At 73.6% G+C, this 13993-nt stretch carries 8 protein-coding genes; 5 read left to right on the top strand and 3 right to left on the bottom strand.

All coding sequences use genetic code 11. The features are described from left to right. Positions 1-61: 61 nt before the first annotated feature. Together WMF26_RS00040 and WMF26_RS00035 are read left to right on the top strand one after the other, a co-directional pair. Positions 62-1132, top strand: a complete 1071-nt coding sequence (locus WMF26_RS00040; RefSeq protein WP_437335207.1) for a hypothetical protein — start codon at positions 62-64, stop codon at positions 1130-1132. Positions 1133-1233: 101 nt separating this feature from the next. Beyond that, positions 1234-1746: a Fur family transcriptional regulator gene (locus tag WMF26_RS00035; protein WP_437335206.1), complete on the top strand. Its 513-nt coding sequence runs from the start codon at positions 1234-1236 to the stop codon at positions 1744-1746. Positions 1747-1777: 31 nt separating this feature from the next. Here the strand turns inward: WMF26_RS00035 and WMF26_RS00030 are convergent, their stop codons facing one another. Continuing rightward, positions 1778-4204, bottom strand: coding sequence for an HAD-IC family P-type ATPase (locus WMF26_RS00030; RefSeq protein ID WP_437998620.1), 2427 nt, complete (start codon positions 4202-4204; stop codon positions 1778-1780). A gap of 1 nt (position 4205) precedes the next feature. Next, positions 4206-5468, bottom strand: a complete 1263-nt coding sequence (locus WMF26_RS00025; protein WP_437998619.1) for an aspartate aminotransferase family protein — start codon at positions 5466-5468, stop codon at positions 4206-4208. Between the two features lie 328 nt (positions 5469-5796). Here WMF26_RS00025 and grpE point away from each other — a divergent pair, with 328 nt between their 5' ends. The 3 genes from grpE (at position 5797) to WMF26_RS00010 (ending at position 12471) form a co-directional block, all read left to right on the top strand. Beyond that, on the top strand, positions 5797-6381 hold the full coding sequence (gene grpE / locus WMF26_RS00020) for a nucleotide exchange factor GrpE (protein ID WP_020464718.1): 585 nt from the start codon (positions 5797-5799) through the stop codon (positions 6379-6381). A gap of 183 nt (positions 6382-6564) precedes the next feature. Continuing rightward, a complete protein-coding gene (gene dnaK, locus WMF26_RS00015) occupies positions 6565-8427 on the top strand; it encodes a molecular chaperone DnaK (protein WP_437335202.1) in 1863 nt (620 codons plus the stop codon). 120 nt (positions 8428-8547) lie between these two features. Further along, entirely contained in the window at positions 8548-12471 is a 3924-nt protein-coding gene (locus WMF26_RS00010) for a serine/threonine-protein kinase (RefSeq protein WP_437998618.1), read from the top strand. A 106-nt stretch (positions 12472-12577) separates the two neighbouring features. Here WMF26_RS00010 and dnaA read toward each other — a convergent pair whose 3' ends face one another. Then, positions 12578-13993 (bottom strand): chromosomal replication initiator protein DnaA, encoded by a 1416-nt coding sequence (dnaA, locus tag WMF26_RS00005; protein WP_020464715.1) that lies wholly within the window; start codon positions 13991-13993, stop codon positions 12578-12580.

Below are 13993 nucleotides of genomic sequence, written 5' to 3'. Positions count from 1 at the left end.
GGCGGCCCTCCCGGGCGCAAACCCGCTCTCGCCCCGAGGTCGACCCGCTATGTTACCCCGCGTGCCCGCACGAAGCTCCCCGCGCCCCCGCGCCTCCGCCGCATCGGCGGCGCTGACGCTCGCCGCCGTCGCGCTGTCGTTCACGTTCGTCGGCTGCCCCTGCGTCAGCGGCCCCGTGAACGCGAGCCCCGGCCTCCGCTGGTTTCTGTTCTCGAACTTCGGCGCCAGCAAGATCTGCCCCGAGATGCTGAAGAGCGGCGTCTCGCTGCGGCTCCAGGACCGATCGTCGAGCATCGGGCGGTTCTTCCCGATGCAGTGCTCGTACGACGTCAACGACTCCGCCCAGACGGTCACCGTGCACATCGCCGGCACCGGGTACGGCTACATGCAGCCGGCCAAGCGGGTGGGCTTCTCCCTCACCACCTCCGTCGAGTACCGGCCCGACTTCCAGATCGCGGGCGACGACATCTACGTGTGGGGGCGGCTGAACCGGATCGTGCAAGGCCCGAGCTTCCAGCTCGGCTACGTCGAGAACCCCGTCATCGACGTGATGGCGAACGTCGCGCCGTTCGGCGGGATCGCCAACCTGATCGGCAACCAGCTCGTCGCGGGCGAGATGACCCGCGGGTTCACCGTCCTCTACAACGAGGAGACCGGGAAGGACTTCACGCTGGGGATCCTCATGCCGCCGCAGCGGCCGCACCACCCGTTCGAGGTGGAGGACGACGAGCGGTACACGTTCGCGAACGAGGTCGTCGAGGTGCACGCGCACCAGCGCGACTACCTCGGGCCGTTCGAGGTCGCCGACGTGGACCAGGCGCTCTACCTCAAGGTGAGCGTGCAGGGCGCGCCGGTGGACATCATGATCGTCGACAAGCTGACGGGCGACGCGTGGCGCGAGGCGTACCAGACCGGCAAGCCGCTCGGCCCCCCGCCCGGCCCGGTGCAGGCGGGCGGCCCGCTGCAGCCCGGGATCGTCGAGACGCGCCGCTACAAGCTGCGCCCGGGCCTCTACTACGTCGTCATCGACAACACGGCGGCGGCCGGGCTCGTGGCGCCGCCCGTCACGCTGCTGAGCCCCCTGGGAGGCTCGGCCGCGCAGGTCAGCTACATGGCGCAGGTCGGCGAGTGACGAGCGCATAGCGACGGGGAACGGCGGCAACGGGCGGGTCACGTCGAGCAGGCGCGGTCGCCGGCCTTGACGCGGTTCGCCGCGAACGGGATAAACTCGCCATGGCCGTCGTTGCGAGAGAGGGGGACAACGTGACCCACGTCGACAAAGTTGCCCTCGACCGGCTGCGCGCCCGCCTCCAGGCGTACATGGCCAAGAAGGGGCTGAGGTCGACGGCGCAGCGCCGGCTGATCGTCGACACGTTCTTCTCGGGCGCGCCGCACATGACCATCGAGGACCTGCTCACGGAAGTGCGCGCGCACGATCGCGGCATCGGGTACGCGACGGTGTACCGGACGCTCAAGCTGCTCGCGGAGTGCGGCGTGGCCTCCGAGCGCCGGTTCGGCGACGGCCTCAGCCGTTACGAGCTCGCCGACGACGCCAGCGCGCACCACGACCACCTCATCTGCGTGAGCTGCGGCAAGATCATCGAGTTCGAGGAGCCGCGCATCGAGGCGCTCCAGGAAGAGATCGCCGCGAAGTACGGCTTCGAGGTGACCTGGCACAAGCACGAGATGTACGGCGTCTGCCTGGACTGCCGCGACTCCAAGGACGCGGCGTCCGGCGTCTCGTAGCCCGAGGCGCGGCGCCGTCGGCGGCGCGCGCTCAGCTCTTCGCGTCGAGCGCGCGGGCGTGGACGACGGCCATGACGCCGCCGAGCAGCGAGGCGATGGGGGCGTAGGCCGGCGGGAGCACGAACGCGGAGATCACCGCGGCGCCGACGAGCGCCGGGGCGACGCTCAGCGCGAGCCCGACGCGCGCCTCGAGGCGCGTGCGGTGCGCGAGCGCGAGGGAGAGCGCGGCGTCGCGGACGTCGTCCGAGGCGAGGACGACGGAGAAGTCGGCGGGGGCAGCGCCGGCCGCGCCGAGGGCCACGGAGACGTCCGCGGCGCCGAGCGCGGCGTCGTCGACGCCCGCGTGGCCGAGGACGGCGACGCTCGTGCCCGCGTCGATCAGGCGCCGCACCTCGGCGCCGCGATCCGCGGGGAGCACCTCGGGGCGGATGTGGTCGATGTCGAGCGAGCGGCCGATCGCCTCGCACGTCTCGCGCGCGTCGCCCGACATCAGCACGGGCTCGACCTGCGCGTCGAGCAGGTGCTGGATGGCGGCCCGCGCCCCGGGGCGCAGCCCGTCCTGCAGGCCGATGAGGCCGACGAGCCGCGCGCCCACCGCGACGAGGACCACCGTGCGCCCCAGCGCCTCGAGCTCGGCGACGCGGCTCTCGGCCGCGGCGATCGAGATCCGCTGCTCGAGCATGAGCGCGCGGTTGCCGACGCAGAGCTCCTCGCCGGACGAGGTGACGGCCGTCACGCCGAGGCCCGGGTGGAAGTTGGGGTTGCGCACCCCGTCGGGCCGCAGGCCGCGGGCGCGGGCGGCGCGCACGATCGCCGTGGCGACCGGGTGCTCCTCGGTGCGCTCGGCCCCGGCCGCGAGCGCGAGCACGTCGCCCGGCGTGAGCTTCTGCCCGGTCGCCTCCAGCTCCGCGAGCTCGGGCTCGCCGAGCAGCAGCGTGCCGCGGGCGCAGAACACGGCGACCGAGACCTTGCCCGCGCGATCCCAGGCGTCGGCGCTCTTGTAGACGATGCCCCGGCGGAGCCCGAGCAGGATGCCCCGCGCGACGTGCACCGAGGCGATGGAGGCCGTGATCGCCGTGGCGAGCGCGGCGAGCACGGCGGCCGCGGTCATCGCGATCTCGACGGGCGTCCGGCCGGCGACGAAGGCGGAGAGCGCGCCGATCACCGCGGCGCCGATCGCCCAGCGCTCGGTCAGGGCGCGGGAGGCCTGCGCGATGGGCGCGAGGGCGTCCGCGCGCCGGCGGGCGTCGAGCAGCACGCGCGCGACCGCGCGATCGCCGCCGGAGAAGGTGCACGCGCCGACGAGGCGACCCCGGACCACGGTGGCCCCGGCGATGACCGGGTCGCCGTCGCGGCGGCGCGCCGGCGTGGTCGCGCCGATCCAGGGGAGCACCTCGACGTCGCCGCCCGTGACCACGAGATCGACGGGGACGACGTCCCCCGCGTCGACCTGGGCGCTCTCGCCCGGCCGCAGCTCGTAGAGCTCGCCCTCGGCCGCGCCGTCGTCGCCGCGCGGCAGGGCTCGGTCGGCGGGCGCCGGGCTCGGCGCCCACGCGCCCGGCGGCCGGCGCGCCGGCGTGGAGAGCACGGACGCGATCCAGCCCCGCTCCGCGAACACGCGGTGGCGGGCGCTCTCGATGAGCCACGCGCTGATCGCGCTGGCGGTGGCGATGACGCCCGCGAGCGAGGCGGCCTCGGCCGCCAGCGCGCGATCTTCGCCGAAGAGGGCCCAGACCGCAGCCACGAGCCCGCCGAGGACGGGGGCGAGCATCGGCGCCGGGTGCGGATCCGTGGCGTCGCGCGCGGTCGTGGCGGCGCGGCCGAGGAGCATCCCCGCGCTCACCGTGGCGAGCACGATGCGCGCGCCGATGACGAGCTTCGCGTCGCCGGCGAGCGTGAGCGCGACCGCGAGCGTCCCCGCGATGATCGCGAGCACGAGCAGGAGCGCGCCGATGTCCCGCGCCTCGACCGCCTCGTAGCGCTGCGGCTCCTCGCTCAGGATGGTGTTCCCGATGGGCTCGAGCAGCGCGCGGTCGTCGTCGAGGACGGGCAGGTCCGGGAGCCGCTCGTCGAGCGACACGGGCGGGAACGCGTCGACGATCGGCGCGTCGAGCTCGGCGAGGCGCGCGGCGCCGTCGTCCGCGCCCGCCCGCGCGGGCTCGGCGCGCGGCGCGGAGGCGTGCGGTCCGGCGGCCACCGGCGGCGCGACCGGCGAGATCCCGCGCGCGGGGGCGCCGAGGGACGGCGCGCCGTGCGCGGCGAGGCCAGCCGGCCGGGCGTCGCCCGGCGCTGGCGAGGCCTCGCCGAGGAAGACGTGGCGGCACCGGGCGTTGCAGAAGTAATGGAAGCGCTGATCGAAGATCGCGACGTGCCCTGCGCGGAGCGGATCGATCAGCTTGCTGCAGCCCGAGCACGGGAGGGGCGCGACGGCGGGCCCGGCTGCGCGCGAGGCGACCACCTCAACCCGCAGCCGGCGTCTCGGCGAGCGCGGCCTCGACCTCCGCCAGGGCCTCGTCGATCTGCGCCTCGCTCACGATGAGGGGCGGCGTGAACCGGAGCACGTTGCTGCCCGCGATCGTGAGCAGCACGCCCCGGTCGCGCGCGCGGCCGAGCGCGGCGCGCGCGTCGACGCCCGGCGCGAGGATGAGCCCGCGGAGCAGGCCGCGCCCGCGCTCGCCGGCGCACACGCCCGGGAGCCGCGCGGCGATCGCGGCGAGGCCGCGGCCGAGCTGCTCGCCGCGCTTCTGGGCGGCCTCGCAGAGCTTCTCTTCCTCGACGACCGCGAGCACCGTGCGCGCCGTGGCGGAGGCGAGCGCGTTGCCGCCGTAGGTCGAGCCGTGCGATCCCGGGGGCAGCGCGCCGTTGAGCCGCTCCCGCAGCACCAGCGCGCCGATGGGGAAGCCGCCGCCGAGCCCCTTCGCGAGCGCCGCCGCGTCGCCCTGGACGCCGTCGTACGTCGCCCCGAGCCAGTGCCCCGTGCGCCCGATGCCGGTCTGCACCTCGTCGAGGAGCAGCAGGGCGCCGTGCTCGTCCGCGATGCGCCGCAGCTCGGCGAGAAACCCGGGAGGGGCCGGCAGGACGCCGCCCTCCCCCTGCACCGGCTCCACGAGGATCCCCGCGACGTCCGGGCCCATGGCGGCGCGCACCGCGGCCACGTCCCCGTAGGGCACGTGGGTGACGCCCGCGAGCGAGGGGCCGAAGCCCTCGCGGTACTTCGGCGTCCCGGTCAGGGCGACCGCGCCGAGGGTGCGGCCGTGGAAGGCGTTCTCGAACGCGATGATCCGGTAGCGCTCGGTCTCGCCGCGGTTGAAGAAGTGGCGGCGCGCCAGCTTGAGCATCGCCTCGTTCGCCTCCGTGCCCGAGTTGCAGAAGAAGGCGCGGTCGAAGCCGGTCTTCGCGCAGAGCTCCTCGGCGAGGCGGAGGTTCTCCGCGTTGAAGAAATAGTTGGAGACGTGCATGAGCCGGCCCGCCTGCTCGGCGATGGTCGCCACGAGCCGCGGGTGCGCGTGTCCGAGCGAGGCCACCGCCACCCCCGCGCACATGTCGAGGTACCTGCGCCCATCCGTGTCGAAGAGCTCGCACCCCCGGCCGCGGTCGAGGACGAACGCGGGCTGGCGGTAGTTGCCGAGGAGGTGCTTCTGCGCCGCGAGGAGCGGCGAGCTGGCGGGCGTCGAGGCGTTCGCCGGGGTTGGTGCGCCGGCGGGGCTGGGGGCGATGCTCATGGGGCCGATCTAACGCCGGGCAGGGGGTCGGAGCAAACGGTGGATGCACGCCGGCCGCGGATTGCTGCGACCCGGGCAAAACGTGCGTCCGGAGCGCGTCCGGAGCGCGCCCGGAGCGCGTCCGGAGCGACCGCCCGCGAGCGCCCGCGGCCGGCCCCAAGGCGCCCGGGGCCGGTCCCGAAGCGCCTCTGGCCGGCCCCGGTGAGGCGCGGCCGTCGGGGCGCGCCGGCGCTCGCCCGCCACGGACCGGCCTTCGCCCTGGCGATGGACCGACCTTCGGCCTGGCGATTGCCAGCGGATCGCGGCTGGTTATAGTGCCGGCCGTCCTATGAGCGATTCGGAACAAAATGGGTCGAGCCAGAACACCGGGGAGACGGCGGAGGCGCAGGCGGAACGCGCAGAGCCGGCGGAGCAGCGAGCCCCCACCCCCGAAGACAAGCTCGGCGAAGCGCAGGCCGAGGCCGCGCGGTTGCGCGAGCAGCTGCTGCGCACCGCCGCCGATTTCGACAACTTCCGGAAGCGCTCCCGGCGCGAGGTCGAAGAGGCGCAGCGCCGCGGGCGCGAGTCGATCCTGAAGGACCTGCTCCCGGTCTTCGACAACCTCGAGCGCGCCGCCACCCACGCGGAGAGCGCGCCCGACGTGAAGTCGGTCGCCGAGGGCGTGCGCATCGTGGCCAAGCAGTTCGTCGACACGCTCGATCGCACGGGCATCAAGCGCATCGCCGCCGTCGGCAAGCCCTTCGATCCCAGCGTGCACGAGGCCATCCAGCAGATCGAGTCGACCGAGCACCCGGCCGGCGTCGTCATCGCGGAGGTCCAGCCGGGATACATGCTGGGCGACTACCTGATCCGCGCGGCGATGGTCGTCGTCTCGAAGGGCCCGCCCGGCGAGGCCGCCCCCGCGGCGAACTGAGCTTCACCGCCGCTCCGCGCGCCGGCTCCCTCCGGCGCACATCGCCTGCCTCATGCGCATCATGGCGGTGGCCCACTCTGCTGTGCCCCGCCACCTCGCCGCACGATCTCCCCAAATATCGCGGACGCCACGGTCGTCTCCCCACCCAGCGAGCATTCAGGCCTGTAGTATCTTTCGCCGCATATGGGGAAGGTGATCGGCATCGATCTCGGGACGACGAACTCGTGCGTGGCGGTCGTCGAAGGGGCAGGGGTCGCCTCGGCCAACGACGTGCGGGTGATCCCGAACGCCGAAGGCGCGCGCACGACCCCCTCCGTGGTCGGCTTCCCCGCGAGCGGTGAGCGCCTGGTCGGGCAGGTGGCGCGGCGCCAGGCGGTCACGAACCCGCAGAACACCATCTACGCGGTGAAGCGGCTGATGGGCCGCAAGTTCAGCGCGCCCGAGGTCAGCAAGCAGATCTTGCTCGCCCCCTACAAGATCGTCGAGGCGCCGAACAGCGACGCCTGGGTCGAGGTCAAGGGGCGCAGCTACTCGCCCCCCGAGATCTCGGCGATGATCCTCGGCCAGATGAAGCAGGTCGCCGAGCGGTTCCTCGGCGAGCCGGTGACCGAAGCGGTGGTGACCGTCCCGGCCTACTTCGACGACGCGCAGCGGCAGGCGACGAAGGACGCGGGGCGGATCGCCGGGCTCGAGGTGCGCCGGATCATCAACGAGCCGACCGCCGCGGCGCTCGCCTACGGCCTCGACAAGGTGAAGGCCGAGACGATCGCGGTCTACGACCTCGGCGGCGGGACGTTCGACATCTCGATCCTCGAGATCGCGAACGGGGTCTTCAGCGTCAAGGCGACCGGCGGCGACACGCACCTCGGCGGCGAGGATTTCGACCAGCGGATCATCGACCTGCTCGCCGACGACTTCGAGGCCAAGCACCGGATCGATCTGCGCCGCGACCGCATGGCGCTGCAGCGGCTCAAGGAGGCGGCGGAGAAGGCGAAGCACGAGCTCTCGTCGTCGCTCGAGACCGAGATCAACATCCCCTTCATCGCCGTCGGCCCCGGCGGCGGGCCGCTCCACCTCGAGCGGTCGATGCGGCGCAACGAGCTCGAGATGCTCTGCGAGAGCCTCATCCGGCGGACCATCGACGTCTGCCGGGCGACGCTCGGGGACGCCAAGCTCCCCGTCTCCGCCGTCAACACGGTGGTCCTCGTCGGCGGCATGACGCGGATGCCCGCGGTGCAGGCCGCGGTGCGCGAGTTCTTCGGCCGGGAGCCGAACAAGGGCGTGAACCCCGACGAGGTCGTCGCGGTCGGGGCGGCGCTGCAGGGCGCCGCGCTCTCGGGGCACGTCGACGAGGTGCTGCTCCTCGACGTGACGCCGCTGTCGCTCGGCGTCGAGACCGGCGGCGGCGTGATGTTCAAGCTCATCCCGCGGAACACCACGATCCCGACCGAGCGGAGCGAGATCTTCACGACGAGCGTCGACAACCAGAGCTTCGTCCCCGTGCACGTGCTCCAGGGCGAGCGCGAGATGGCCGCCGACTGCCGGAGCCTCGCCCGCTTCGAGCTCACCGGCATCCCGCCCGCGCCCCGCGGGCTGCCCAAGATCCAGGTCACCTTCCGCATCGACGAGAACGGGATCGTCCGCGTCGAGGCGCGCGATCTCGGGACCGGGAGGGTGCAGGAGGTCCGGGTGACCCCGACGAGCGGCCTCACGCCGGACGAGGTCGACCGGCTCGTCTCGGAGGGCGAGCGGTTCAAGCAGACCGACGCGCTCCGGCGCGAGCTCGCCGAGCTCCGCAACCAGGCCGAGACCCTCGTCTACACGACCGAGCAGGCCCTCGAAGGCTACAGCGATCTGCTCGACGCCGAGCTCCTCGGCGAGGTCCAGGCCGAGTGCTCCGCGCTGCGCAAGCTGCTCGACGGCGGCGGCGATCTCGACGCGCTCCGGGCGGCGTACGCGCGCCTCGAGGGGGCGGCGTTCCGGATCGCGGAGTCGATGTATGGAGGGGACGATGACGCCGGCGCGAACAAGGCGGTCGAGACGTGACGCGCGGCCTGGCGGCGGGGCCGGCGAGCGAGCGCCGGCGCGCGCGCCGCGCCGAGGCCGTCCCCTCCGGCGCGCCGCGCGCGCTCTAGACGCAGGGCTGCGCGGGGCTTCGACGCGACGATGCTGAACGAGACCTTCGGACGCTATCGCTTGCTCGAGCGCCTCGGCGAAGGCGGCATGGCCGAGGTCTTCAAGGCCAAGAGCTTCGGCGTCGAGGGGTTCGAGAAGGTCCTCGTCATCAAGCGCATCCTCCCCAAGCTCGCCGAGCAGGGGCGCTTCGTCGACATGTTCGTGCACGAGGCGAAGCTCGCCGTCCGCCTCTCGCACGCGAACATCGTGCAGGTGTTCGACCTCGGCCGCGTCGACCACCCGAACGGCGATCCGACGAGCTACTTCATCGCGATGGAGTACGTCCCCGGGCTCGACCTGGCGACGCTGCTCGCCCGCTGCCGGAGGTCGAAGCGGCCGATCCCCCTCGCCATGGCCGTCTTCATGACCGCCGAGATCGCCAAGGCGCTCGACCACGCCCATAGGCGGCGCGACGAGCAGTCGCGCCCCCTCGGCATCGTCCACCGCGACATCTCGCCCCAGAACATCCTGCTCTCCTGGGAGGGAGAGGTGAAGGTCACCGACTTCGGCATCGCCAAGGCGACGCAGTCGATGACCGAGGAGGAGGTCGGCGAGAAGCGCGCCGGCAGGATCCGCGGGAAGCTCGCCTACATGAGCCCCGAGCAGTCGCGCGCCGGCGCCATCGACGGCAGGAGCGACCTCTTCTCGCTCGGGACGGTGCTCTACGAGATGATCGCCGGCTCGAACCCGTTCGCGGCGCCGACGGCGTTCGAGGTCATGCGGCGGCTGCAGGCGAGCGAGTACCCGCCGCTCGCGCTCGTGCGCCCCGACGTGCCGAGGCCGCTCGTCGACATCGTGAGCACGATGCTCGCGAAGAACGTCGAGGATCGGTTCCCCGACGCCGGGCGGCTGCACGAGGCGCTCCTCGGCTTCTTCTACGCGACCGGCGAGCGGTTCGGGGCGAACGACCTCGCCGAGTTCCTCGAGCCCTTCCACGAGGAGAAGGCGGGCGCCGAGCGCGAGGCGAGCGCCGCGCTCGAGGAGGAGCCGCTCGGCGCCAACGACCGCACGCCGGTCGAGGTGCCGCACACGACGAGCACGCGCAGCCGCATCACGGCGTCGGGGCTCCTCCAGCTGCTCGAGAAGGCCGACAGCAGCCCGGCCGCGCGCGGCCTCGGCGAGCGGCGCGAGGTCACGGCGCTCGTGCTCATCTTCACGGGGCCCGAGGCCGACGCGGCGAAGCGCATCGCGCGGGCGCGCGAGGTGCTGGCGCGCTACGGCGCGCTGCTGCTCGAGCAGGAGGCGTCGCAGCTCGTCGCCGTCTTCGGGCTCGGCGACGCCGACGGCCGCGACACCGAGGCCGCGGTGCGCGCCGCCCTCGTCATCCTCCGCTCGCGCGGCGGGGGCGCGGCGGCCTCGGCCGGCATCCACCTCGCCCGCATCCTCGTCGACGGCGCCGGCGCCCCGATCCGCGACGAGCGCCTCGCCTCGCTCATCGCCTCGGCCCAGGCGCTCGCCCGCGCGACCGAGTCCCAGGTCGCCGTGTCACACCTCACCTGGCGCGTCCTCCGCAACGCCTTCACGACCGAGGAGCTGCCCGGCGCGGGCCGGACCGCGCCCGAGGGGGGGCGCGTGGTCACCTCGGCGGAGCCCCCGGACGGCGCGTACGGGCGCTTCGTCGGCCGCCGCGACGAGCTCAAGCAGCTCGGGGACATCCTCGCCGCCGGCACGAGGAAGCGCGCGCAGATCGCGGTCATCCAGGGCGAGCGCGGCATCGGCAAGACGCGGCTGCTCGCCGAGATGGAGCGGCGGCTCTCGAAGGGCGACTACAACGTCGGCGTCTACGTCGCGTCGTGCCCGCACAACGGCGCCGACGTCCCGTGGAGCGGCCTCACCGCGATGCTGCAGGTGCTCTGCGGCATCCAGGAGGGCGACGACGAGGAGCGCATCCGCGCCGTGCTGCCGCGGCTGCGCGCGCTCGGCCTGCGCGAGGACGAGTCCGCGGCCGTGCTCGGCCAGCTCGGCGCGGCGCTCGTCGACCCGCGGGCGCCGCAGGGGACGACCGCGATCCTGCGCACCGCGTTCCCTCGGATGGTGCAGAGCCTCTGCGAGGATCGGCTCCACTGCTTCGCCTGGGACGACGCGCAGGCGATGGACCAGCTCACCGCCGAGACCCTCCTCGCCACGGCCGGCCGCGCCGGCGGGCTCCGCGCCGCGCTGATCCTGGCGACGCGCAGCGACCCGCCGCCGCTGCTCGAGGCGCACCCCCACTTCTATCGGATCCGGGTCGGGGAGCTCTCGGACAGCGACAGCGCGCGCCTCATGTCGGCGCGCATCGGCGCGACGTTCCTGCCGCCCGACGTGGTCGGCTTCTGCCGCGAGCGCGCCGGCGGCCACCCGCTCTTCCTCGAGGAGCTCATCAAGGAGCTCAGCGACTCCGGCGCGCTCACCGTCGTGAGCGGCGCCGTGAAGGCCCGGCTCGACGGCGCGTCGGCGGTGCCGCGCTCGCTGCGCACGCTCATCGCCACCCGGGTGCGGCGGCTCGACCCGAGCGACCGCGCCGTGCTCCAGGCCGCGGCGATCCTCGGCGATCCGGTGCCGACCGAGGTCCTCGCGGCGCTGCTCCAGCAGAAGCTCTCGCTCGTGAACCGCGCGATCTCCGGGCTCGCGACCCGCGATCTCCTGCGGCTCAAGGGCCCCGCGCAGGCGGGCTTCGCGTCGCCCATGCACGGCGAGATCGTCCTCGACGCGATCCCGCCAGAGGTGCGCCGGGAGCTGCACGCGGCGGCGGCGGCGGCGTACGTCGCGGTCGTCGGCGAGGACAGCGCCGAGCACGCCGAGCGCATCGGGCAGCACTTCTACCAGGCCGGCGACCGCGACCGCGCCGCGACGTTCTACGCGCGGGCGGCGCTCCACAAGATCCGCGCGAGCCAGCTCGACCCCGCGCTCCGGCTCATCTTCCAGGCGCTCGACCTCGGCGACCACGCCAACCGCCCGCCGGCGGAGCTCGCCGCGTGGCTCCGCGCGCTCGCGGACGTCGTGGTGCGCGTGCGCTCCGCGCCCGATCTCGGCGACATCGCCGCCCGCGCGCTCCGGCGCATCGACGAGGCCGGCGCCCCGGAGCAGAAGCTCTCGGCGCGCGTCGACGTGGCGCGCGCGCTCGGCGCGGTGGACCTCTTCTCCGACGCGTACGCGCGCCTGGAGGAGGCGTACGCCCTCGCCGGCGACCGCGAGGACCTCCGCCGGAAGGCACTCGCGTGCGAGACGGAGATCGGCGTGAGGACGGGCGATTTCACCCGCGCGGTCCGCGCGGTCGAGCAGCTCGAGGCGATGGGCGACATCGACGACGAGCGGCTCTTGCTCGCCATCTCCCAGACCCGCGCGGCGACGGGCGACCTCGAGGCGGCGCTCCGCGCGCTCGATCGGGCGGAGGCGCTCGGCCATCCGGGCGACCTCGCGGCGGCGAGCGAGCGCGAGAAGCAGCGCGTCCTCGTGCATTTCTTCCTCCGCGATTTCGCCGCGGCGGTGAAGAGCTCGGCCCGGGCCGTCGACCTCGCCCGGTCGGCGGGCCTGCGCTTCGAGACCGCCGCCGCGCTGCACAACCTCGGCGACGCGAGCCGGCGGCTCGGCGATCTACCGCGCGCCTACGCGTCGTTCGCCGAGTCGAGGGAGCTCGCCGAGGAGAGCGGCCACGAGCGCCTCGCCGCGATCAACCGCGCGCACCTCGCCTACCTCGACGGCCTGAACGGCGCGGCCTCCGCCGGCGATCTGCTGCGCGAGCTCGCGCGCTACGCCGAGGCGCGCTCCTACCGGACGGACGCGCTGGAGAGCCGGTACCTGCTCGGCGCGCTCCTGAAGCAGCGGGGCCAGGTCGACGAGGCGCGGCGCGAGCTCGCGGAGGTGCTCGAGCTCGCCTCCGCCTACGGCAACAAGCTCGTCGCCGACGACGCGCGCGCCGCGCTGTCCGAGCGCTGATCGCCCGCGGCGCTGACCGCCGCCGCGACGGCTCGCCCCCGCGGCGCCGACCGCGCCGCGGGGATGGCCGCCCTGGGCGGGAGCCCCGCCGCGCGGCGCGCGCGGCTCACTCGTCGGCGAGCTTCTTCTCGAGCGCCTCGAGGTGGGCGCGCACCTGCGGATCGGAGTCCCGCTGCGCCTCGATCTTGCGGACGGCGCTCATCACGGTCGTGTGATCGCGGTTGCCGAAGGCCCGCCCGATCTCCGGGAAGCTGCACTTCAGCCGCTGCTTGCAGAGATACATCGCGACGTGGCGCGCGAAGGCCACGCTCTTGTGGCGGTCCTTCGACGTGAGGTCGATCGAGCGCAGGTGGAAGTGGTGGCACACCGCGCGCTGGATGTCCTCGACGCTCATCATCTGCGCCCGCGGCGGCGACGTGGCCGTGATCTCGGCGCGCGCGAACGGGAGGTCCACGGGGCGGCCCGTGAGCGAGCTCTTGGCCGCCAGCCGGATCAGCGTCCCCTCGAGCTCGCGGACGTTGGAGCGGACCATCTGCGCGAGGTAGAGCGCGACGTCGTCGGTGAGCGCGATGCCCTCGAGCGCCGCCTTGTTCCGGACGATCGCGACGCGCGTCTCCAGCTCCGGCACCTGGATGTCGGCGACGAGCCCCCAGGAGAACCGCGAGACGAGCCGCTCTTCCATGCGCTCGAGGTTCTGGGGATACTTGTCGCTCGTCACCACGATCTGCCGGTCGAGCGTGTGGAGCGCGTTGAAGGTGTGGAAGAACTCCTCCTGCGTCTGCTCGCGCCCGGCCAGGAACTGGATGTCGTCGACCAGCAGCACGTCGCAGCTCGACCGGTACCGCGCGCGGAACTCGTCCATGCGGTGGTGCTGGATGGCCGTGATGAAGTCGTTCGTGAACTTCTCGGCCGAGACGTAGATGATGCGCGCCTCCGGCCTGCCCTCGAAGACGCGGTGGGCGATCGCGTGCATGAGGTGCGTCTTGCCGAGCCCCGTGCCGCCGCAGATGAAGAGCGGGTTGTACCGGCGGCCCCCGCCGCCCGCGGCCGCGATCGCGGCCGCGTGCGCCAGCTGGTTCGACGGGCCGACGACGAAGCTCGCGAAGGTGTGCTTCGGGTTGAGGTCGTCCGGCATCGACGGGACGCGCCGGAGCGACGGCTCGGGGCGCGGCGCCGGCGCCGGCGCCGCGCTCGTCGGGCGCACCACGAGCGCCCGCGGACGCACCGGGGTGAGCTCCACGCGCTGGGCGATCGGCGAGTCGAGGTTCTGATCGATCGTCCACGCCACCTGGACCGACCAGCCGGTGAGCTCTCGGATCTTGTCCGTCAGCGCCGGCAGGAAGTTGTCCCTGACCCACTCGAGGACGAACTCGTTCTGGACGCGCAGCGTGAGGACGCCGTCGGTCAGATCATCGAACTGAACTCCCCCGAACCACTGGTCGAAAGTCGCGGGGGAAAGCGTCCGCGTATGCTCGATCGCCCGATCGAAGACTTCGCGCGGCTCGTGTTTCGGAATCGTCAT

Source organism: Sorangium sp. So ce185, assembly GCF_051526825.1.
Lineage (GTDB): Bacteria > Myxococcota_A > Polyangia > Polyangiales > Polyangiaceae > Sorangium > Sorangium cellulosum_D.
Note: the sequence above shows the minus strand (reverse complement) of the source record. Positions and strands in the feature narration are given on the sequence as shown.